At 46.6% G+C, this 22,107-nt stretch carries 18 protein-coding genes; 11 read left to right on the top strand and 7 right to left on the bottom strand.

The window, feature by feature from the left end; genetic code table 11:
* Positions 1 to 77: 77 nt before the first annotated feature.
* A complete protein-coding gene (locus tag FCL46_RS24195) occupies positions 78 to 1,280 on the bottom strand; it encodes an acetylornithine transaminase (RefSeq protein WP_136810637.1) in 1,203 nt (400 codons plus the stop codon).
* On the bottom strand, positions 1,280 to 2,170 hold the full coding sequence (gene argB / locus FCL46_RS24200) for an acetylglutamate kinase (protein WP_136810636.1): 891 nt from the start codon (positions 2,168 to 2,170) through the stop codon (positions 1,280 to 1,282). Before argB ends, FCL46_RS24195 begins: the two co-directional genes overlap by 1 nt.
* Positions 2,171 to 2,540: 370 nt before the next feature.
* On the opposite strand from argB, the gene lptA reads away from it, so the two are divergent.
* From lptA to FCL46_RS24245, 9 genes are all read left to right on the top strand, one after another.
* On the top strand, positions 2,541 to 3,095 hold the full coding sequence (lptA, locus tag FCL46_RS24205) for a lipopolysaccharide transport periplasmic protein LptA (protein WP_136810635.1): 555 nt from the start codon (positions 2,541 to 2,543) through the stop codon (positions 3,093 to 3,095).
* Between the two features lie 50 nt (positions 3,096 to 3,145).
* A complete protein-coding gene (gene lptB, locus FCL46_RS24210; RefSeq protein WP_136810634.1) occupies positions 3,146 to 3,868 on the top strand; it encodes an LPS export ABC transporter ATP-binding protein in 723 nt (240 codons plus the stop codon).
* Positions 3,869 to 3,880: 12 nt separating this feature from the next.
* A complete protein-coding gene (gene rpoN, locus FCL46_RS24215) occupies positions 3,881 to 5,341 on the top strand; it encodes an RNA polymerase factor sigma-54 (RefSeq protein ID WP_136810633.1) in 1,461 nt (486 codons plus the stop codon).
* 194 nt (positions 5,342 to 5,535) lie between these two features.
* A complete protein-coding gene (locus FCL46_RS24220; protein ID WP_136810632.1) occupies positions 5,536 to 6,474 on the top strand; it encodes a helix-turn-helix transcriptional regulator in 939 nt (312 codons plus the stop codon).
* Between the two features lie 454 nt (positions 6,475 to 6,928).
* Entirely contained in the window at positions 6,929 to 7,795 is an 867-nt protein-coding gene (locus FCL46_RS24225) for a TRAP transporter TatT component family protein (RefSeq protein WP_167506092.1), read from the top strand.
* 48 nt (positions 7,796 to 7,843) lie between these two features.
* Positions 7,844 to 8,872, top strand: coding sequence for a TRAP transporter substrate-binding protein (locus tag FCL46_RS24230; protein WP_136810630.1), 1,029 nt, complete (start codon positions 7,844 to 7,846; stop codon positions 8,870 to 8,872).
* Positions 8,869 to 9,396, top strand: a complete 528-nt coding sequence (locus tag FCL46_RS24235) for a TRAP transporter small permease (protein WP_136810629.1) — start codon at positions 8,869 to 8,871, stop codon at positions 9,394 to 9,396. Before FCL46_RS24230 ends, FCL46_RS24235 begins: the two co-directional genes overlap by 4 nt.
* Positions 9,396 to 10,658, top strand: a complete 1,263-nt coding sequence (locus FCL46_RS24240; RefSeq protein ID WP_136810628.1) for a TRAP transporter large permease — start codon at positions 9,396 to 9,398, stop codon at positions 10,656 to 10,658. The genes FCL46_RS24235 and FCL46_RS24240 overlap by 1 nt, the downstream gene beginning before the upstream one ends.
* 417 nt (positions 10,659 to 11,075) lie before the next feature.
* The gene (locus FCL46_RS24245) at positions 11,076 to 11,453 is read left to right on the top strand and encodes a DUF423 domain-containing protein (protein ID WP_136810627.1); all 378 of its coding nucleotides are present in this window, start codon (positions 11,076 to 11,078) and stop codon (positions 11,451 to 11,453) included.
* A gap of 74 nt (positions 11,454 to 11,527) precedes the next feature.
* On the opposite strand, the gene hpt is transcribed toward FCL46_RS24245, so the two are convergent.
* The 4 genes from hpt to FCL46_RS24265 form a co-directional block, all read right to left on the bottom strand.
* On the bottom strand, positions 11,528 to 12,061 hold the full coding sequence (hpt, locus tag FCL46_RS24250) for a hypoxanthine phosphoribosyltransferase (RefSeq protein WP_136810626.1): 534 nt from the start codon (positions 12,059 to 12,061) through the stop codon (positions 11,528 to 11,530).
* 195 nt (positions 12,062 to 12,256) lie between these two features.
* Complete coding sequence (locus FCL46_RS24255) at positions 12,257 to 13,420, bottom strand: glycosyltransferase family 2 protein (RefSeq protein WP_136810625.1); 1,164 nt, start codon at positions 13,418 to 13,420, stop codon at positions 12,257 to 12,259.
* 105 nt (positions 13,421 to 13,525) lie between these two features.
* Entirely contained in the window at positions 13,526 to 14,101 is a 576-nt protein-coding gene (locus tag FCL46_RS24260) for a class GN sortase (protein WP_136810624.1), read from the bottom strand.
* Complete coding sequence (locus FCL46_RS24265) at positions 14,077 to 16,242, bottom strand: marine proteobacterial sortase target protein (RefSeq protein ID WP_136810623.1); 2,166 nt, start codon at positions 16,240 to 16,242, stop codon at positions 14,077 to 14,079. Before FCL46_RS24265 ends, FCL46_RS24260 begins: the two co-directional genes overlap by 25 nt.
* A gap of 300 nt (positions 16,243 to 16,542) precedes the next feature.
* On the opposite strand from FCL46_RS24265, the gene FCL46_RS24270 reads away from it, so the two are divergent.
* Together FCL46_RS24270 and FCL46_RS24275 are read left to right on the top strand one after the other, a co-directional pair.
* A complete protein-coding gene (locus FCL46_RS24270; RefSeq protein WP_136810622.1) occupies positions 16,543 to 17,241 on the top strand; it encodes a response regulator in 699 nt (232 codons plus the stop codon).
* Positions 17,242 to 17,329: 88 nt separating this feature from the next.
* Entirely contained in the window at positions 17,330 to 19,543 is a 2,214-nt protein-coding gene (locus tag FCL46_RS24275; protein ID WP_228723275.1) for an ATP-binding protein, read from the top strand.
* Positions 19,544 to 19,679: 136 nt separating this feature from the next.
* Here FCL46_RS24275 and FCL46_RS24280 read toward each other — a convergent pair whose 3' ends face one another.
* Positions 19,680 to 21,965, bottom strand: coding sequence for a carboxypeptidase-like regulatory domain-containing protein (locus FCL46_RS24280; protein ID WP_136810621.1), 2,286 nt, complete (start codon positions 21,963 to 21,965; stop codon positions 19,680 to 19,682).
* Positions 21,966 to 22,107 lie beyond the last annotated feature (142 nt).

Raw genomic sequence — 22,107 nt, forward strand, 5'->3', positions numbered from 1 at the left:
GCACTTTTTTATGATCCCAAATAATCTCAAAAGTGTTCAGAACGATGTTTTCGTTGTTAGGTCATATAAGTATAGGTTTATTGAACCTCAGCGAGAGTCTCCTCCAGCGCTTTTAATAACTGGTCAATTTCTTCAATAGTTACAATAAGCGGCGGTACAAATCTGAGCGCAGCAGCACCTGCAAAGTTGATTATAAATCCTTTTGCCAATAGGCGATTTACAATATCTGTACCAAGCGTGATACCCTGCTCAGTCAGCACCATGCCAAGCATAAGACCATTGCCGCGGACACCTTTTGCAAGGGTTGGAAATTTTTCTACCAGCTCGCGAAGCTTTGCCTGAAAATATTCGCTCTTCTTCATTACTGTTGGAAAAAACGATTCCTCAAGCATTATTTTAAGCGTCGCAACACCGGCTGCTGAAGCTACAGGATTTCCGCCGAAAGTGGAGGCATGGGTTCCCGGAACCAGAGCCTCTGCAATCTTTGCGGTGGTCATCATCGCCCCGATAGGCAGACCGTTACCAAGGCCTTTTGCCGAAGTCATAATATCCGGCACAACGCCAAGCTGCTGGTACGCAAAAAGTGAACCTGTTCGCCCGATTCCAGTCTGTACTTCGTCAAATATCAGGAGTAATCCGTGTTTATCACATAAATCACGAATCCCCTGCAGATACTCTTTATCAAGCGGACGTACTCCACTCTCTCCCTGCACAGGTTCACAGAGAATTGCACAGGTGGTCTCGTCGATCATCTTCTCAAGTGCTTCAAGATCGCCAAACGGCGCATGGGAAAATCCTGCCGGTAACGGCTCAAAACCCTGATGGAATTTCGGCTGACCCGTTGCAGCTACTGCGGCAAGGGTACGGCCGTGAAATGATCCTTCAAGAGAGATCACTCCATACTTTCCTTCACCGCTGTAGATTCTCGCAAGTTTGATCGCCGCCTCATTAGCTTCGGCGCCGCTGTTTGCCATAAAAACCTTCTCAGCGAAGGTGTTGGCAACCAGCAGTTCGGCAAGCTCGGTCTGCGGGCCTGTGTAATAGAGATTGGAAACATGCACAAGTTCACCAGCCTGGCGGCGGATAGCTTCGGTCACTGCCGGGTGGCAATGCCCCAGGCTGCAGACTGCGATGCCTGCGAGGAAATCGAGATATTCGCGGCCGTCTGCATCAATCAGCCTGCACCCCTCACCCTTGACCATGGCAACCGGATATCGAGCATAATTGCCGATAAACACCTGATTGCCTTTCTCCTGCCATGCTTTGTTTGTCGTTTCCATCAATAAATCTCCGTTCCTACTCCCTCTTTGGTGAACATCTCAAGCAAGATAGCATGTTCCACCCGTCCATCTACGATGTAGGTCTTGCCCACTCCCCTTCTCAGGGCATCCTCGCAACAACGGACTTTGGGGATCATGCCTCCCGCGATTGTCCCGTCATCAATCAATCCTTCTAGATCTTCTCGGGACAGACTGTTGATCAGGTTACCTTCTTTATCATTTACACCCGGGACATCTGTGAGCAACATCAGTTTTTCTGCGGACAACTCTCCCGCAATTGCTCCTGCCACCAGGTCAGCATTAATGTTATATGCCTGGCCGTCTTCGCCAACTCCTACCGGAGCTATCACCGGGATAAAATCTCCCTGATAAAGGCTCTCCAGCACACCGGCGTTAATTTGTGTTACCTGCCCTACCCGACCGAGATCGATGAGCTCAGGCGGCTTGTTCTCAAGCTCCTCGCTCTCTTTTCTGGCACTCATCTGTAGCTTTTTAGCACAGACAAGATCACCGTCACGACCCGATAACCCGACGGCTTTTCCGCCGCAGTGATTGATCAGTCCTACGATCTCTTTATTGACTTTACCAACCAGTACCATCTCGACAACATCCATTGTCTCACCGTCAGTAACGCGCATCCCCTGAACATAGCTCGGCTTAATGTTGAGCTTGTCGAGAAAGCGATTTATCTGCGGGCCTCCGCCATGGACAATGACCGGATTGATACCTATCTGTTTGAGCAGGATGACATCAAGCGCAAACTGCTTTTTAAGATGCTCGTCTACCATGGCGTGACCGCCATACTTGATTACCACAGTCTTATGCCGGAACTCCTGCATATACGGCAACGACTCGATCAGGACCTTGGCCCTTTCAATACTTTCCTTCATAATCGTTTCCACGGCTGCTGCCGGCAAGGCACATTCAGCCTGTTGTTGAAATTTTGTAAAAAGTTGTAGTTGGTTAACGTAGGATAAGGCAGTGCAGAACACATTCCCTATTGTACTGACTCGCAGATTGCAAGTAAAGTACTCTCTCAGCCATGTCCATACATGCCTGCCATCAAGGAGCACAAAGTACAGTTTGTAGAGCTTTCAGGCGCTACAGTTGTTATTGTTTGTTCTCTATTGCAGCATGCGAAGTTATCAGGTAAGTGATGGTCTTAACACCTTTGCTTTACTTTTCGCAACCATTAAGATACCATGGGCTCGGTAATTGCATAGGACGATTCACGAACAGGTTTACTGATGGAGATTACGTATGACTAAACGTATCCGCTACATATTCACACTGCTCGTTGCAGCACTCATATTTACCACCTCCCCCATGACCGGGATGGTGTCGGCAGAAGATGCCCCGATCAGGGTTGAGGCTGATCATATGTCCTCCCTCGAAAAGGAAAGTTCTGTCATATTCACTGGTGATGTCGATGCACGCCAGGAAGATGTCCGCATCCGCTCTGATAAAATGACGGTCTACTACACCGAGAAAGCCAAAGAAGCCAAAGAGAGCGAAAAAATGACCCAAAAGGTCGAGAAGCTCGTCTGTAACGGCAATGTTGAAATTACCCGCGGCGAGTGGCTTGGAACCTCAAAAGACATGATTTATATTTCCAAAAAACGTCAGTTCATTCTTATCGGTGATGCAAAGGCATGGCAGGGACAGAACGTTGTAAGCGGTGACAAAATCATCTATTACCTTGATGAAGGTCGCTCTGAAGTTGTTTCACAAAAGGGTGTGAGCGCCACGCTTAACGAAGAAGAGGGCCAGAAGAAAAGGCCCGGCAGGGTTAACATGACAATACTCCAGCAGTAGAGTATTACCTCCCATAACAAAAAACGAATAACGAAAATTGCGGATAACTCATGGCACTGCTTGAAACACGAAATATAGTCAAGCGATACGGCAGCCGAACAGTTGTAAACGGTGTAAGCCTTCAGGTAAACACCGGCGTTGTCGTTGGTCTGCTTGGCCCTAACGGGGCAGGAAAAACCACCTCGTTTTATTCAATCGCCGGTTTTATCCGTCCAAATAGCGGCAATATCCTGCTTGATGGTGAGGTGATCACCAATCTGCCGATCCATAAACGCGCCTTAAAAGGCATTTCATATCTTGCCCAGGAACCTTCAGTCTTCAAAAAATTGACTGTTGAGGAAAATGTCCGAATCATCCTCGAACCGATGGGGTTAAGCAAAAACGAGATTAACAACAGGATTGACGATCTGATGGCAACACTGAAGATCGAATACCTGCGTAACAATCTCGGCCATGCGTTATCCGGCGGTGAGCGGCGCAGGGTCGAAATAATGAGGGCACTCGCTACTCGGCCGCAGTTTATCCTGCTTGACGAACCGTTTGCAGGAATCGATCCGCTGGCTGTCGGAGAATTGCAAAAACTGATTTACAGCCTCAAAGATCTTGGTCTCGGAGTGTTAATATCTGACCACAATGTACGGGAAACACTACAAGTTTGCGATTTTGCCTATATCATGAATGCCGGGCAGATATTAACAAGTGGTGTGGCTGACGACATAATCGAAAGCGAAGTCGCCAGAAAGATGTACCTCGGCGAAAATTTCAGCATGTGATAAGAACTGGCTATGGCACTGGAACTCAGACAACAACTCAAGCTCGCACAAAAATTGGTTATGACGCCGCAGCTACGTCAAGCTATCAAGCTGCTGCAGCTCAATCGTCTCGAACTCACCGGTGCCCTACAGGCCGAACTTGAGCAAAACCCTGCGTTAGAAGAGGACCTTTCGCAAAGCAGTGACACACTCGAACTCCCTCCTGAACTGCAGGCAAGTATTGAAATAACAGAACCGGGCAAAGAAGGAGATGTCACCGAACAGTTTGCAGTAAGTGACAGCGTTGGTGATGTAAACTGGGAAGATTACGCAAATAATTTTGACAGTAACTTTTCATTTGCCAAGGAAACCCCGGCTGCCGATGCTCCCTCACAATTTGATTTCATCTCTGAAAAACCGGGCCTGCTTGCATACTTGCGATGGCAGCTCGCGCATTGTGAACTTGATGAAAAAGAGATGGAGATTGCTCTCTTTATAGCCGGTAATCTCAATCGTTACGGCTTTCTGGAAGTCTCGATTGAAGAGATCATTGCCTACGCTGAAAGCAACCCTGACGAAGTAGAATACGTACTTGAAATTCTACAGGAGCTTGACCCTCCAGGCATTGCAGCAAGAGACGTCAGTGAATCACTCTACCTGCAGCTTGAACGAATGGATATGGGAGACAGCCTTGCAGCAGTGATTGTCCGCGACCATCTCCCGCTTCTGGAGGTTCGAAACTATAAAGAGTTAATGAAGGCAACGGGGAAAAAACGTAACGACATCCTCAAAGCCATCGATTTTATCACCTCAGAGCTTACCCCGTTTCCGGGTCTTCCGTATGCAAAGGAAGAAACCAACTACGTCGTCCCGGACGTCTATATCGTTAAAGTCGATGGCGAATACGAAATTCGTCTTAATGACGATGACATGCCGCATCTGAGACTTTCCAGTCATTATCTCGAATTACTACAGTCCAGCACCAAAGACCTGCAAAAAGACTCGAGAAGCTATATTGCCGAAAAGGTTAAAAGTGCCGAGTGGTTTATTAAATCACTCTATCAGCGCCAACGCACCATCTACAAAGTAATGGAATCGATCCTGAAATTTCAGTACGACTTCTTCGAGCATGGTGCAACACACTTACGACCTCTTATCCTGCGTGATGTGGCTGAAGATATCGATATGCACGAATCAACCATCAGCCGTGTTACATCAAATAAATACACCCATACCCCGCAAGGGATCTATGAGCTGAAATATTTCTTCTCCACTGCAATCCCACGTGCAGGTGGTGATGCACTGGCTGCGGAGTCTATCAAGACCAGGATTCGCAAAATGATTCAGGAAGAGGATAAAAAGAAGCCTCTGAGTGACAGCGCGATATCCAACCTTCTGGCTGAACGAAATATTCAGATTGCACGACGAACCGTCGCTAAGTATCGGGAACAGATGAAAATACTTCCGGTAAAGCACAGACGGCAAGCCCGCTAAATGTTGATATGAAGCGGATATTTTTCCCAGACTCAGCGTTACTCGTAAAATTTCGTCCTCGGCGTATTACATATACGCCTGTGGGTAAATTTTTCGAGTGCCTCGGAGTCTTACGCTTACCTGATTCTGAAAAAAATCTTTCGCTTCAGACCAACATCTGGTCCCTCAACTTACCTTTTCTTTTGTAAAATTCCATGAGCCTGCTTGAGCGTGTGTATTCATTCCATCAGGACATTCTTCGGGGTCGTTACCCTAACGCTACTACTATTTCAGATCAGTTTGAGGTTTCACAGGCTACGGCTCGGAGAGATATAGCCTATCTTCGTGATCGGTTGCTGGCACCTCTTGAGTTTGATAGCGCCAGGAACGGGTTTTATTATACTGAAGATGACTTTTCGCTGCCTTTTACTCAGAGTCCGAAAATCACCCTGTTACTGGGGATGTTAAATCGATTCGGCAGGGAAGCAGGTTTAAGCAGCTTGCCGGAGTTGCAGCAGCTTGAGGCCAAGTTGTCACAGATGCTTTCGACTGATCACGCTAAGTTGGTGGACAGTCTCTACTGTGAGTGGATTGAAGTTGAGTCGATCGATACAGAAGTTTTTGCCACCATCGTTGAGGCGGTGGTTAACCGTCAGGCTGTTACTATTGATTACTCAACAGCATCATCAACTGTCAGTTCTCGCTGTATTGAACCGCAGCGGTTGTGTAACTATCAGGGGAAGTGGTATCTGCTTGCGCACTGCAGGCTTCGTGAAGGATTGCGTATGTTCCATATCGCCCGTATCAGGAAAGCGGAACTTACCAAAGAAAAAATCACCTTCATCCCTGATCTCAACGAGAACTATCTTGCCCCTTCTTTTGGTATATTTAAAGGGAAAAAGACAGAAATTGCCGAGATAGAGTTTAGCGGAACTGCTGCAGAACTGGTCAAACACCAACACTGGCATCGTGATCAGCAGGTCAGCCAGACAGAGCACGGTGTTCTGCTTAAACTTCCCATCAGTGATGATCGTGAAATCACCATGAAAATTCTGCAATATGGTTCGATGGTACGGGTACTCTCACCTGAGCGACTTCGCGACAGGATCGCCCGGGAGATCAAGGATATGGCCGGTCTCTATACTGACGAATAAAGCCCTCTGTACAAAACGCCTCTGATTGCATTGAAGTGTTCACGATCAAAGACCTTTCTACCACTCACATTATAATTATATTCAAGCGGTTGCCTTTTAACGGTTAGATAATCGTTAATATGAACACAATGTTTGACAGTCTCACTTGAGGATTGTTAGACTATATCGAACAGTTAATGTAAATTTACCAGGAGGCTGTCCGACAATGCTCTTTTCACCCATATCTTCGTTAAACTCGAAAAATTATCCTCGGAATATTACCTATATGCCTCCGGTAATTTTGCGAGTTTGCCTTGATCTGAGCGAAAACCCCTATTGTCGGACAGCTTCCTAAGAGAGAGTCCCTGCCGACTACTGTTTTTTTGGACAGGGATTCACCGACGCCAAACTCAACAGGCATTCATCTGAAATCTGATTACTTTTCAGGATGTATGCTGTTTATGGAAATATAGCCATGCCTTCTATCCGGTTCGTTGCCTTAAAGCGCGCTTTGCTCTTTTTGGGTCTTATCCCTCTTCTCAGCTCATGCTCCATGCTGATATCCAGCACGATCATTGAACCGACTGTTGGTAATCTGCAACAACAAACTGATCTCGAACTGGTCTGTGAGGGTGCACCGGCCTATCTGCTAATGATCGACTCAATGATTGCCGGCGATCCTGATAGTAAAAATTTATTACGAATCGGTTCACAGGCCTATACCGGATACATCACAGCAATGGCAGAGTGTAACATGCCGAAAGAACGAGTCATGACCATTGCCGAAAAAGGCAGACTGCATGGCACATCACTGCTCTCTAAATTACTTCCGATAAGCCCGGGTACAGACGAAAAGGAATTTCAGAAGGCGCTTAATAAACTGACAACATGCAACGTACCTAATCTATTCTGGGGCACACTCGCCTGGCTCAACTGGATTCAGGTACAGCAGGGCTCACCGGCAAGTCTTGCAGATCTTGCTATGGTTGAAAAAATGATGGTCCGCCTTATTGAGCTGGATGAATCATTTCAAGCCGGAAGCAGTCATCTCTTTTTTGGCGCATATTACGCCACCAGGCCAGCTATGCTTGGTGGTGATCCGGAAAAAAGCAGAACCCATTTTGAGAGAGCACTTCAACTTTCCGACCGAAAATTCCTTATTGTCCAGGTTCTCTATGCAGAGACCCTTTCACGCCAGCTGTTTGATCAGCAACTGCACGACGCCCTGCTTAAAGAAGTGCTGGAATTCCCCATTGATGATGCACCGGAATACGCTCTCAGCAACCAGGTCGCCAAACGAAAGGCTAGAAGATTGCTTGACGAGGACTATTTTGCTGAATAAAAAATATACTATCAGTTGATTTTCACATAATAATACCCGGAGAATTCCATGCGCTTTTTGCTAATCGCTCTCATATCTATCCTGATCAGCGGCTTCAGTCTGGTCGACACTGTCCAGGCCCGTGCCAAGCACCTCTTCAAAATTGCCACTCTCGCACCTGAAGGCACGGTCTGGATTACCCAATTCAAGAAATTTGCAGATGAAGTTTCCCAAAAGACCAATGGCGAAGTCGGTTTTCGTATCTATGCTGGCGGTATTCAGGGTGATGATCAGGCAATGTACAGAAAAATGCGTGTCGGCCAGCTCCATGGCGGTGGTTTTACCATGACCGGTATAGCACCAGTGGTTCCTGATTTTCGGATTATGTCGATTCCGTTTCTCTTCAGTACATATGATGAGGTAGACGCCGTTCGAAACGGGCTCCTGCCGATATTCAAGAAACGTTTCAATGAAAAAGGCATGGAATTTATCGCCATGACAGAGGTAGGTTTTATCTACACCATGTCAACAAAACCATTAGCCACAGCGGCCGAATTGAAAGAATCCACCAACTGGATGCCAGCCGGTGACCCTCTGGCTGCAGCCTTTCTTCAAAATATCGGCATTACACCGGTTCAACTTTCTATCCCCGATGTGCTCTCATCACTTCAGACCGGGCTTATCGACACTGTCTACAATTCGCTCTACGGTTCCATTGTCATGCAATGGTTCACCAAAGCAAAGTACATAACAGACACTCCATTCGGGTATGCTTACGGCGTCTTTTTGCTGGATAAGAAAAAATTCAGCAAACTCACAGATGACCAGCAGAAAATTGTTACGAGTTCAGCTACAAAGCATTTTGCCGTATTAATTGACGACACTCGAAAATCAAACCTTGAGTCACGGCAGGTGATGAAAGATCGCGGTGTGACTTTTATCTCCGCAGATGATTCCTCTATTGCCGAACTCAAGGATCACCATATGAAGACTGTTGACAGGCTGATAGGAGAAGCGTTTTCTGAAGAGATCTATCTCAAAACTATGCAACTCCTTAACGCCTACCATGCCGCTAATCCTACCAGGAAACAAGAGTGACAGCACAACCGGTTCGGCCGACAACGGTTTCGTGGTTAAGCCACGCTAAGCGGATTGAAGAATATCTGCTCTGCCTGCTCTTAACCACAATGATACTGCTGGCCTGTCTGCAAATTGGGCTGCGCATGTTTTTCGACAGCGGCCTTCTCTGGGCAGATCCGATGCTGCGTTACCTTGTGCTTTGGTCCGGCCTCCTTGGTGCTGCCATGGCCACCTCAAGAGGGAAACACATTGCCCTTGATCTGGCTGGCTTTCTCACCCCGAAAAAGCTGCTTCCTTTTGTCCTGCTCGCGACGCATCTCTTCTCATGCATAACAGCAGGGTTTCTCACCTGGGCCGCCTATCTCTTTATCAGAAGCGAGATGGAGTTTAGTGTTCCTACAATTTTCGATTTACCGAGCTGGGTCATTAATCTCATTTTCCCGCTCGCTTTTGCGCTGATCACCCTTCGATATTTTATACTGTTTATAACGTTGGCTCATCGTATCCTTCGCCAAACACTACGGCCGCAACCGGACTGGTAATGAACATTCTTAAGCTCTCTACACTTGTGCTGGCTCTGCTTGGTGCGCCGCTGTTTCTTGTTATCGCCGCTCTGGCTCTGATCTCTTTTGCCTCTGTCGATATTGATCTGTCTGTTGTAATTATTGAAATGTCACGCCTTGCGGACACCCCAATGCTCGTATCCCTTCCGCTCTTTATCTTTGCTGGAACAATGCTCTCTGAGAGCCGAGCTCCTGAGCGGATTCTTATGCTTTCCCGCATCTTTCTGCATTGGATGCCCGGTGGGCTTGCTGTTGTATCATTAGCCGTCTGCGCTGTTTTTACCGCTTTTACAGGCGCTTCGGGTGTCACTATCTTCGCACTTGGCGGACTGTTGCTCCCTGCACTTATACAAGATGGATATTCCGAACGATTCTCGATGGGATTAATCACTTCTTCAGGAAGTCTTGGGTTGCTCTTCCCACCAAGTTTACCGCTCATTCTGTACGGGGTAATTTCAGAAACACGAATAGATCATCTCTTTCTTGCAGGTATATTACCCGGTCTTCTGATGCTGATATTGCTGATGACCTACTCCATCAGAAAAAGCCCCGCGCAAGCAAAAAAGACCAAACCCACAATGCATGAAGCTCTCTCTGCTATACGGGAGGCTGCCTGGGAGATCCCGCTGCCTGTAATCATTCTCGGTGGTATTTATGGAGGTTTTTTCGTAGCTGGTGAGGCTGCAGCAGTCACCTGTCTGTATGTCCTGATCGTTGAAGTGCTTATCTACCGAGATATAAAGTTCTCTGAACTCCCGCAGATCATGTCCAAGTCGATGATGCTCTTTGGTGGAATCCTTGTCATTTTAGCCGCATCAATGGCATCCACCAACTTCCTGATAGATCAGGAAATACCTGCACGGATTTTCGAATTTATCAGAACCTATATCGACTCGAAATACACTTTCCTGCTGCTTTTAAACATTTTTCTGCTCATCGTCGGAGCCATGCTGGATATTTTCTCGGCACTGGTGCTTATCGTCCCCCTCATTCTGCCAATCGCCATCGGCTATGATGTTCATCCCATTCATCTGGGTATCATTTTCCTCACCAACCTGCAGATAGGTTACTGCACCCCGCCTGTGGGTCTGAACCTCTTTCTTGCCTCCTACCGCTTCGAAAAACCGATTGTCGAATTATATCGATCGACCCTCCCTTTTCTGGGTTTACTGATCATCACCCTGCTCATCATCACCTATATTCCCTGGTTAAGTACTGTTCTCATAGGGCTAGTCGGCTAGAAGCGTCATAAGGACGTATTCAATCGGACAGGAGAAGGCACATCCTTTAAATTTTACCTCCCTACTACCAGAAAACAACTCACCCAACGACTACATGGAGCCCTGGTAAAAGAGTTCACTACCAGAGGTGAGACCATTATCGTGGTCGACATGATCATGGAGGGAGGAATAGACGGACTCAACACCTATAGGCAGATACAGCCTTACCAAAGACTTGCCTACGACGTACACTCCTGAAATTCACGACATCACTGGTGGCTCATATACAGTTTTTCACGTTAATGAAATTCCTGACCAAACACTACTATCGGGAAATATTCGATTTGCTAAAAATACTCTCGAGCAATATATATCTACATGATTATACTCAACAGACAGATAGGTGATAATTTTAAATTTCAAACGAATGGAACGATAATGACACGATTCTTTTTCACAACCGGTGCAGTCCTTGCGGGTCTTGCCATCGCTATAGGGGCAGCAACCGGGCACCAGCCCAGCACATATGATGAAACCATCATAATATGGCTGGAAAAAGCCACGCGTTATCAGTTTTACCACGGTCTTGCACTACTTGGTGTGGCAATTGCCCTGCATATATGGAAGGGACAGCAAACACTTTTAAACCTCGCCGGATTCTGCTTTATCGCCGGGGTTCTGCTCTTTTCAGGAAGTCTCTATTTGATGGCTTTTTCTGGGATATCTGCTGGATACATCACACCCTTTGGCGGCATGGCATTTCTGGCCGGGTGGTTGGCAATGGCGCTTGCCGGAGTAAAGCTCTCGGAATATTAACAGATCAGCCCGTTCTTTTAATCGAAAGAACGGGCTGATACACACAACGGGATTTACCAAAAGAATACAATTTGTTACTGCCCTTTAATACCGATATATGGCAGGTTACGGTACAACTGGGCATAATCAAGCCCATAACCAACAACAAATTCATTGGGGATGTCCATACCGCAGAAATCAATCTCCACATCTGCGGTTCTACACTCAGGTTTATTAAGGAAGGTACAGATCTTCAAGCTATTTGGGTTACGGTTCTGCAGCATACGAATTACTTTACTGAAGGTGTTGCCGGTATCAACAATATCTTCAACAAGCAGGACATCACGCCCTTCAATGGAAGTATCAAGATCCATAATAATCTTGACATCACCGCTACTTACTGTACCATCGCCATAGCTTGAAACAGTCATGAAATCCATTACCATCGGCAGTTTGATTTCACGTACAAGATCTGCCATAAAAACAAATGATCCGCGCAAGAGTCCTATTACCACCAATTCACGTTCTGTGTTTCTATAATGCTCTGTAACTTCAGCGCCAAGACGCTTAACGATCTCTTTAATCTGATCTTCTGAAACAAGTATATCTGTAATTCCTGTATCCGGCATAATCTCTCCCCGGGAATTTAATGTCATTGTATCATTGTAATGCGTGCCAGTGTACCTGTATACGTTAGCACACTGAGTACAGTCAACCGCCTTGTCTACCACCTTTGACCGTTTTTTCAACATTTACAAAAAATAATTCGTAGACGGAGTCTCCTCATGACAAGGAACATTGCAGGCTTGTGTTAAAAAAATGCCTTAAAAGAGTAAAGGTCGGCCTTTGCGTAATTCACTAAGCGGGTAGTGGGTACCACGCCAGTAAATACCTTGATTTTTTGTAGTAAGAAAGGTTGCCCGACCAATAATATAGATACTGATTACAGGAGCTATAAGACCACCAACTACCGCCCCGACCGGCATCCCGGATAATATTGCCCCTAAGCCGAGACCACAGATTCGTAACAGCACGATCATGATAAAAAACAGTTGGGTCATTCCTGAGGCAAACATAGCCCCGAAAATTGGCACTATTGTCAGCATAACCAGCACGAGTATTGAAAGAACAGCAAGCCATGCTCTGTAATGGAGAACAGAGAATACATTTTTCATTAAGCCATCAACCATTGCCGGGACAGAAGAATACCAGCACACCTTTACCAGCGGTTGCCCCAGATAGCAGTCCTGCTTAGATCCGTTTTCCTTGATGATCTTGCCAAGCATAAGGTCATCGATCGGGTGCATCCGGATTGTATTATGCCCGTCAATGGAACGATACACGTCTTTACGAACCATATTAAACGCGCCCACTCCCATGAAATATCTGTTCGTTTTCTTTCTGGCATTCCAGGGTTTAAACATCCCCAGCAGACCGCTTGCAGCATCCAGCACCATACCGTTTAATAACCAGTTTCCGCCGATTGTCTGAAAGATAAGGCTTAAGTGATCCAACCCATCTGATTCCATCGCTGTTACCGCGCGAGAAATTACTGATCTCTCCATTTCGATATCAGCATCGGTAAAGAGGAGATAGTCGCCTGTTGCCACATCTGCTCCCCGCTGCAATGCATGGGATTTTCCCAACCAGCCGGGAGGAAGATCCTGAATATCCAGGATGGTAAACGGAGTTGTGCTTTTCTGTTTAATAGCTTGAAGGATTGTTGAGGTTGCATCCGTTGACCTGTCATTAACTACTATAATTTCCAAATTCGGGTAATCCTGATCAAGTAACGCCAGAAGAGGTTCTTCAATGGTTTCAGCTTCATTACATGCAGGGACTATTACAGAGACACGAGGTGTGTTCGTGGAAAGGCCAGGGACTATTTGTTTCAGACGCGTCATACGCAAAAGACCCTGGCCAATATCAGCCAGGGTCATGATGTGGAGAATAAGAATAAACAATGAGAGAAAGAAGAGAAGTGACATTATGAGTCCCAAGCTTCATTTACGTTTATGAATAAGGCTGTTTACTACAGCTTAGTCATAATCAGATGAGAGAACAAGACACACAATCTGTAAAACCGCTAACTACTATATTGATGGTGCCATGCTGGCAAAGACCACATATCGCTGATCGGTACCAGGCTGAATTGCATTAAAGGGGTAACAGGTAATGAGTGTCAGCCATGGATTATCCGACTGCTCAATATACAAATCGTTATTTTTTTTCACATGAGCCGAAGATACATTGAATGTATAATTTTTGCCGTTTCTAGCCTCCAGGCTTAAGACATCGCCGGGTTGTAAATCTTTTAAAAAGGTAAAACTGGTATCTCTGTGCCCCGCCAGGATGCAGTTACCGCTGCTGCCGGGAACTGCACTATTGGTGAGATGCCCCGGCCCGAAGGCCAGCACCTCACCACTGTCACCTTCGAGCACGATATGATCAATCCCGAGACGATCTACCCGCAAGCGTGCTACCGGCCAGCTATCGGCCCATGGCCAGGGCTTTACGGCAATGCCGGTGCGAACAGTTTCCTCCCAGGCGTTCTGAAGTAATTTCTGGGCGATCATCGCTTTAACCCGTAGCCACATGCCGTCGCAGATAAGCAGACCGCCAGCGGCCAACAGAAGATAGACAGTTACCTTAATGACCATTTTATCCATACCCGCCTCCGTAAGATGTGCAAAATTCCTGCGGTTAAGAGTAATAAAGAGCCTGCCAACAGATGCAGTGCTGATGGAGTTGCAGTTCGTGAACCGCCACCAAAAACGGCCTGCATCTGCATTCCGCGTGGAGCCGCTGTCTTAACGACTTCTTTACTGGACTGACTCGCTTTTGGCTTTGAGACAATCTTGTCAACAGCCACAAGGCTGGTGTATTTACTTACAAGCTGATGAGAAAGCGCTGTCGCAAGTATCGTTTTCTTCACCTTCTCAGGGTCGGCACCAAGGGCAAGTGACTGCATTTCTGAACTGATTTTTTTACGCGCCCAGAGTGCTGCAAGCCCGGGTCTTGAACTGGAACCGCTAGTATCAATGGTATATTCCCAACGTTTCCCAAGCTGATTACCCGACACCTTAAAAGCTGAAATCTCCCCTTTCACCTTGAGTGCTGACACAAGAGGCTCACCAAAATAGAGATCAGGAATCGGATTCGGGTACGCCTCAAGTTCAAGTTCGCTACCATCAGCCGCCTTGATCTGTATATCTGTTATGGCCGGAGTTGATATCTTGCTGAGCAGCTTATCGATCCTCACTTGTACCTCGTTCAGATCGCCGATATAGGTGTAGGTTCCACGGCCGACACTCGCAGCACGTTTCATAAAATACGAATTAGGTGCAGAGCCGATACCAACGGTGAACAATCTTGAATCACCAAGTCGATGATTAATAAGTGCGAAAAGCGCATCTTCATTACCTACAGCCCCATCTGTTAAAAAAATCACCTGACGAAGACGCTCTCGCTGAAACTCCCCGTCCAGAGCAAGTTCCAGAGCTTGTTTCATCTCTGTTCCGCCATCTGCCTTGAGTGCACTGAGATATTTTTGTGCTGTTACGAGGTTATCTTCTGTTCCCGGTACTGAACCGTGAAAGAGCGAGTGAGCGGTGTTATTGAAGCTGATGATATTAAACCGGTCAACAGGACGAAGTTTTACAAGAGCGCTGTGCAATGCTTCTTTAGCCTGTGCAATAGAAGGCCCGGCCATGGAACCTGATACATCAAGAATAAACACCACTTCTCTCGGTACATACACCTTAGCTGATTCCTGAGGTGGCATAAGCATCAGGGACAAATAGCGGTTTCCATCCTGAGTTTCAGAAAGCAGTGCCGCTGAGGCCTGAGCCTTTTTCTCGGCCTGCCACTCGAGAACAAAATCACGATCGGCTAGAACCTCGCCAGTGAAAGCAAGAGCAAACTGATTTTCGGCCACCTCATCAATCTTCATTGTATGATAGAGACTTTCAAGGCGGGAAAGAGCCATACCACTCACCAGATCGACGGAAAGTTTCATCGTGGGTCCTTCTCCGGATCCGGCCGCAGCCACAGGAGGAGAGATCTCGGATGCGTCCGGAACCTGATCTGTATCGTGTGCCCAACCTTCATTAGAAAAGGTGAGGGTACGGTTCTCTGTTGGAGCCTGAACATTTCCCGGCATATATCTCGGAGTTATGGCCATTGGAAATCGCAGTGAAAAAACTTCGTTCGAATACTGCACCATCTGTTGATATTCGATAACGATTGTCACATTCTCACCAGGGCCGATATTTGCAACTCTGGTGGTAAATATATTAGGGCGATTCTGAGCAAGCAATGACGTCTTTCTGCCTTCCTGCTTAGCCTTTTCGTAGATTGCTTTAGCTTCCGCTTTTTCATGTATTTCGCCGATTATCTCGCGCTCTCCGACAAGCATACGCAACCTGTCCACCGCGCTCTCTTCAGGAAGCGGGAACACATACACACCGTCAACCCAATCAGGGCTTGTGTTGCTGAACGTCTGGGAGACTTTCACCCGTGCTGCAATACCACTGACCGTGATTCTCACCTCCTGCGCCAGAAGAACTGCCGGTGCTGCACTGGTACCCAGCCCCGGCAGTAGTAACTCCCCCTGCTGAACGTCCTCCAATCTGAAGGTTTGAGCATCATTTGACTCAACAGGCAACTCACTCGCGTCAGCCGAAATAATTCCACCGCAGATAATGATAAGTGCTATGGTGATTGTATATATAAGCAACATCAGGTTGCCCGGGTCCGGTGCATCTTTTTTTTGCTTCTCGTGCACAACGGGTACATTGCTGGTCGACATGGTCCACTCCTCATAATTTCGAAATTGTAACGTATTAGCAGTGCTCCAGATTCTAACGATCAACCAGTGCTGCTAATGTGTTTCTGTTAATGCTTTCTCACGTGTACCCAGTAAACAGGACAAATGTGATAAGAGGCTGAAGCAATCGTGACATCGTGACGAGCAAATATGATCGATTATGACAAGACGCATCTTCAACTGGCCAAATACACACTATTTGATTACCTTTAGCTGACCTTGATCTACTAACTGCGCTGAATAATGCGTAAATCACTCCCACGACATAATACAGAGAAAACCATGGTATACACCATTGCACTCGTTGAAGATGATGATCTGCTCAGAGCCAATTACACCCAGGCGCTTGAGCGTGAAGGATATCGTGTGGACAGCTACGGCAGCAGGCCGGAAGCGGAAGCAGCGTTTAGACAGCAACTTCCCGACATGGCCCTGCTCGATGTGATGCTTCATGATGAGAAGGAAGGAGGTTTTGAGTTATGCAGACAATTGCGTCAGCTTTCGCCCACTATCCCTATCATTTTTTTGACTGCGCGGGATAGTGATCTTGATCGTGTTTCCGGCCTCAGACTTGGCGCATGGGACTATCTTACCAAAAACACCACAACGCTTGATTTTCTGCCTGTGCGGATTTCGTCACTTTTTAAAATGGTCGAATCACTTCAGACCACCCCGGATGTGCAGGAATCGATTGTTAAAGCCGGAAAACTCCGGATAATTGAAGAACGCAAGCAAGTCTTCTGGGACGATCAGCAACTCAACCTGACGCTCACCGAATACTGGTTGCTGCTGTCACTGGCAAGGCGACCGGGTCATGTTAAATCCCACGATCAGCTGATGGAAGCGGCAAATGTTGTGGTGACCAACAACGCCATTACCGCCCATATCAGGAGAATTCGAGATAAATTCCAGGAGATCGATGCTGACTTTGATGCCATACGGACTGAATATGGGATGGGATATAGATGGCAAACCCCATAATTCACAATAAAAATTACGTGTAAGGAGTGAGGCGATAGGTGTGAGGTGTTTACCACACTTGTCTAGAAGCTCTCGAACTGAATTTTAAATGGCAGTATACGCCTCTCCCCTCACACCTATCGCCTCACTAAAAAAAATACGTACTATGCGATTCTCCCTGCGACTAAAACTGACGCTTGTTTCACTCCTCCTGCTGAGTATTCCGCTGATCGGCTTTCGATTTAGCGAAATAATCACCCGTGATCTGGTCGAGAGTCGTAAAGATACCCTGCTCTTTTCTGCTCATGCGGTGGCATCTTCCCTTGCCGGTCGTAGTGGTCTTCTCGACCAGGAGCTGTTTCATTCCCTCAATCAGAGCCGCGATCTCTACCTTTTTCAGCTCACCAACCCGGTTCGATTAAACGGTAAAAGTGATGACTGGCTTCCCCAGATCCTTGAAGCGGAAGAGTTTGCCGGAGAGCATATTCTTAGAATAAACGGGACATATAATTATGACTCATTGCACTTCAAGCACATGCTCGGTGTACGCGGCAAATATATCTACGCGCTCTTTCAGGTCACTGATGACAAACTCGTTTATCGCCCGCAACAATCACTCGGAATAGCACGGGCAGATCATCTACAGATTGGCATTGAGGACCAGAAAGGTGTGCTGCATAGGTATCTTGTATCTACAGCAGCTCCAGGATGGGTAAACGGCTATCTAATGCCAGTAAATCCGGCAGAAAGCCTGCCGGTAATACTTGAAAAACGGATACAGGGAGTCTGGTCTGAAACAGAAAACGGATACACCATTGAGCTGAGAATTCCACGCGATCTTATTGGTGACAGGTTTGCATTTGCCATCGCTGATGTCGATGACAGTCTCAATCGGCAAGTAGATGCGCTAATCGGCACTGCCAACCCGGAAAGTCCTGAAAAACTTGGCTGGTTGCTTTCTCCTTCTAAGTCTATTGAGAATATTCTCCAATCACTCGACAGGCCGCAGTCGCGCATACTCATTGTCGACAGCAACCAGCGAATCCGTGCAAGTTTCGGCTCACTCAACCCTGATGAAGAATCACCGAAGCCTGAAGACAAAACATTACTCAACAGTATCAGTTCTTCAATATATGGCGCACTGAAACCACTCTACAGGATCTTCACTACCTCGTTTAACGACGAATTCAAAACGCCGGTTGCCCTGCCCACTACCCTTGATATCTCGGGAGTAAAGGAAGGGTTGCAGGGGAAAAGTTCGATTACTCAATACCGCATCGCTGAAGATCAGGTGGAAATCATGGCGGCAATAGCTCCCTTAAAGGAAAATAACAAGGTTATCGGAGCAGTTGTTGTTGAACAGACCACAAATTCCATTCTTGCTCTGCAAAACCGGGTAATTGAAGAATCGCTCAGCTTCACTATTCTCGCTTTTTGTGTTGGCGCCCTCGGTTTATTACTCTTTGCCTCACGGCTATCATCACGCATCCGCCAACTTCGCAATCAGGCTGCAGGAGCAATTTCTGAGACAGGTCAGATACGCAGCATCCTTCGACCATCACGGGCAAAAGATGAAATCGGTGACCTCTCACGCACTCTCACAACTATGCTCGGCCAGTTAAAGGAACAGAGTGAATACCGTGAAAATATGGCGGACAATCTCGAACACGAAATGCGCACCCCGCTTGCAGGAATATCCGCCTCGCTGAAAAATCTCAGCGGTGAAATAGAAAACCCACCCGAACGTATCCGCAACTATCTCGACTGGGCACTCACCGATGTTATGCGTCTCGAGCAGCTTCTTGGTGCGATTCGGGATGCAACAAGTCTGCAGGAAGCGCTTGATCGTGACGCTCATGAAAATTTTAACCTCACTCAAGGTATCCAGGTATGGATGGAGCATAGCTGGCAACAGGCGTTCCCCGATACACAATTTCTCTATCACAAACCCGATAAAGAACTCACACTTTATGGAGACCCGGGAAGAATACGCCAATTACTGGATAAACTCATTGAAAACGGCGTCAGCTTTCATGATGCTGAAACACCGATTGAAATCAGCCTGTACGAACTGGATAAAGAAATAATTCTGCAGGTGATAAATCAGGGGCCGACAATCCCGGAAGAGATTCGCGCCCAGATTTTTAACTCTATGGTCTCGCGCAGGGCTAAGCATGACTCACGACCTCATCTCGGCCTGGGCCTCTATGTGGCCCGGACAATCACCGTTCACCACAAAGGCACAATCACGGTTGATAATCTTCATGATGGGAGAAATGGTGTCATCTTCACCCTCCGGTTTCCATTGGCCCACCACCAATAAGGTTGTGGACCAACCTTTCCAGCTACAGACACTCAACCTGACAATCGCAAAAGGAAACAACAAAGGTTACAGCATAGCTCTATGCCCCCCGAATGGTATTGCACCATTCGGGGGATGTTCTCTACAGTTCAATTACTTATTGCCCAGAAATTGCCTGTAAGGAGTAAATAGCTTCTTCAAGTCCGGTCTTCTTATCCCCATTTATGTCTAGAAGAGTTGCGGAAATTTCAGCCTCCTCCAGAGTACCTGTTCGTGAATCAAACGAATATGTTTGTATTGAAGAGGAATATGTTGAACTTTTGCTGCTATAGATGCGTATCTCTATTCTCAACTGGTCAACATCGGGCACATCAAACACATCTGTCATCGCACGTGTCAGGGTAAATTCTGTCATATTGGCAGGGAGATCCCTTACCCGTAACTGACTATTCTGGTAATGCCCGTTTTGGTATGAATAAACACGAACCTGCAACTTATCGTCCGCATCATAGATCAAGGTAGCAGGTAATGACCAGTTAAGTTGCATTTCCCTATTCTTATTGTCCCAGAATGCGGCGAGATTCTCTACTGGAGGCAGTTCATTTATGGATAAGCCAGCAGGCTCCCCGGGCAGTGTTCTCTGAACCACTGATCCGTCTTCAAAGGTGAAAGTAAACTGGTAATCCCCCTTTTCGTGTGGGCTTGTATTTAAATCACAGGCTGCTGACGCCCCTCGAATAACTCTCAACTCATCCCATTCCACCTCTTCGATCAAGCCATTCCTATTCTGATCGCGAAGATTGAGCCTCCAAAAATTGTAACCGTCATACTCCATGTTTGTGCAAATATCTGAAGGCGTCGTAACACTCACAGAGCTTATTACATCTTGAAGTATTCGCTTTCTGTCTGAATATGTATAAATGTCTTCATACGCTACAAAGGAGTTTGTGTTAGAGATACCATTTCTCAATGTATGTGTGGTCGACACATATGGCCACCTGACATGATAGCGATCATCTCCCACCTTATGCAGGGAAATATTTATATCTGTGGCAGTCATCCCTTCCAAAACAGCAACCGGTAAGGCATTGGGCATGTCCCACTCAGGAATTTCATCATAGAATTTCTTCGCATACAGGCCACTGCTGTCTTCTATACTCAGATAATATGTTCCAGGTGTAACTGTGGGGGTAACATATCTTCCAGCTCTCACCTTAGTCTCACCGACCACAGTAAAATCCTGGTCTAAAATTTTGATTGAAAGATCATCCCAATTACTCACTCCTAAATCTTTGCTGACCTCCCCCGAGATATTACCATTCACCATTGACACTGAATAATTCAGTGTCATATCAAGAATGCCTATCTGAACAGGTACCTGAATAGGAAGATAATACTGATTATCCATTGATGTGCTCGGTAACACATGCAAGAGATAACTACCGCTCGCCACACCTGGAAGGCTATAACGACCTGTACTGTCCAGTTCAACTGAATACAATACAGTTTGTGCATCATCGGCTGCGATGAGCTGAATCCTGCCGCTCTGAACTGCATCACCATTGCTATTCGTTATCACCCCATCCAGCTTGATTCCTGAGACTTCAGTCAGAGATCGGGTTGCTGGAACATATGTATATCTCCCAATAGTCCGGGACTGGGTGTTATCTTCCCCGCGCATTCGAAGCTGTACCCGCACTTGATCGGTTTGTTCAACCTGAAGAAAATCTGTCATGTCTTGAGTAACCGTGAACCCCGTGAGGTTAGGCGGCAATGCAAGGATACGCAATTGTTTGTTTTTGGCTCTACCATCAACTTCACCGTATACACGAATCTCCAAAGAATTTTCAGGCCCATATGTTTGGGGCAATGTCCAGGCAAGTGTCATTTCACCGGTATCCCCAAGCCATATAGCTGCCAAATTTTCAAGGGGCGGGAATGCTGATATAGACTGCCCTGGAGAATCATATGACAGATTTTCGAAATAAGTTGAACCGTTAGTAAAGGTAAACGTGGCCTGATACTCCCCAGCTTCATGAGGGCTAACAGGCAGAACACAATCAATTTCATCCCCCTGTATATCGTTGAGTGTTCCAGATTCACCTAAATCAATACTCCCATCACCGTTCAAATCTGTATATGATAATCGGGAATACCAATACGGATTGAGACTGTGATTTGTACACTCTGCAGAAGAAGGAGTCCTCACAACCATGGTACTGATCGTATCCAATGGTACGGACACACCACTCGCAGATCTCACTTTGCTAATAAATGCAAATGATGTCGATGTACTGACGCCATTCCTGCTCCAATGCCTGGTTATAACATCCAGGGAATCAACTGTATAACTCTCGCTGCTTGCCTGCACGTTTGGGATTCCCAGCCCTCCACCATTCAACACAAAGAATAATAAAACAACGATAAAGCCAAGACGTACCATTCTCTATCCCCCAAGATATAACTATTTGTAATAACATTATTTTTAAAACGTTTTTTTACACATAACCTCATCTACCATGATGATGAGTCAAGATCAAATTGTTTCATGTAAAAAGAGTAAGGGGTGTGAAAAGATTCAGGCC

Origin of the sequence: Desulfosediminicola flagellatus, from assembly GCF_005116655.2 — a bacterium.
Classification (GTDB): Bacteria; Desulfobacterota; Desulfobulbia; order Desulfobulbales; family Desulfocapsaceae; genus Desulfopila; species Desulfopila flagellata.